This is a genomic window from Nocardia sp. BSTN01, assembly GCF_015354405.1.
In the GTDB taxonomy this organism is placed as follows: domain Bacteria; phylum Actinomycetota; class Actinomycetes; order Mycobacteriales; family Mycobacteriaceae; genus Nocardia.
On record NZ_JADKYP010000173.1, the window covers coordinates 1 to 741 of the forward strand.

Below are 741 nucleotides of genomic sequence, written 5' to 3' on the forward strand. Positions count from 1 at the left end.
CTACATCCTCGACACCGCCCGTCCGGTCTGCGTGCTGACCTCGGGCGAGGCGCTGCGCGAAAACGTTTCTACCGCAAGCGATATCGCGCCCGAGGTGCGTATCGATCGGCTCGAGCTGTCCGGATATTCGGACGCGCCGCTCACCGACGCCGACCGGACCGCGCCGCTGCGACCGGGCAATACCGCCTACGTGATCTTCACCTCCGGCTCCACCGGCCGCCCGAAGGGTGTGGCCGTTCCGCACACCGCGATCGTGAACCGCCTGGTGTGGATGCACGCCCAGTACGGCCTCGCCGCCGACGATGTGGTGCTGCAGAAGACCCCGGCCACCTTCGACGTGTCGGTGTGGGAGTTCTTCTGGCCCTTGCAGGTCGGCGCGTGCCTGGTGGTGGCGCGACCGGACGGGCATCGCGACCCGGCCTATCTGGCCGAGGTCATCGTGCGCGAGGGTGTGACGGTCACTCACTTCGTGCCGTCCATGCTCGCGGTCTTCGTCGCCGAGCCGGCCGCGGCCGAATGCACCGGTCTGCGCAACGTCTTCGCCTCGGGTGAGGCGCTGCCCGGCACCACCGCACAGCAGTTGCGCCGCCTGACCGGCGCTCGCCTGCACAACCTCTACGGCCCGACCGAGGCCGCGGTCGACGTCACCTATCACGAGGTCGTCGACGCGGATGTGGCGTCGGTGCCGATCGGCGCGCCGGTGTTCAACACCCAGGTCTACGTACTGGACGCGCGGCTGCA

General features: G+C 69.2%; 1 protein-coding gene. It reads left to right on the plus strand.

The features are described from left to right. The coding region (locus tag IRT45_RS36395; protein WP_194810275.1) for an AMP-binding protein at positions 1-741 on the plus strand (741 nt) is incomplete at both ends.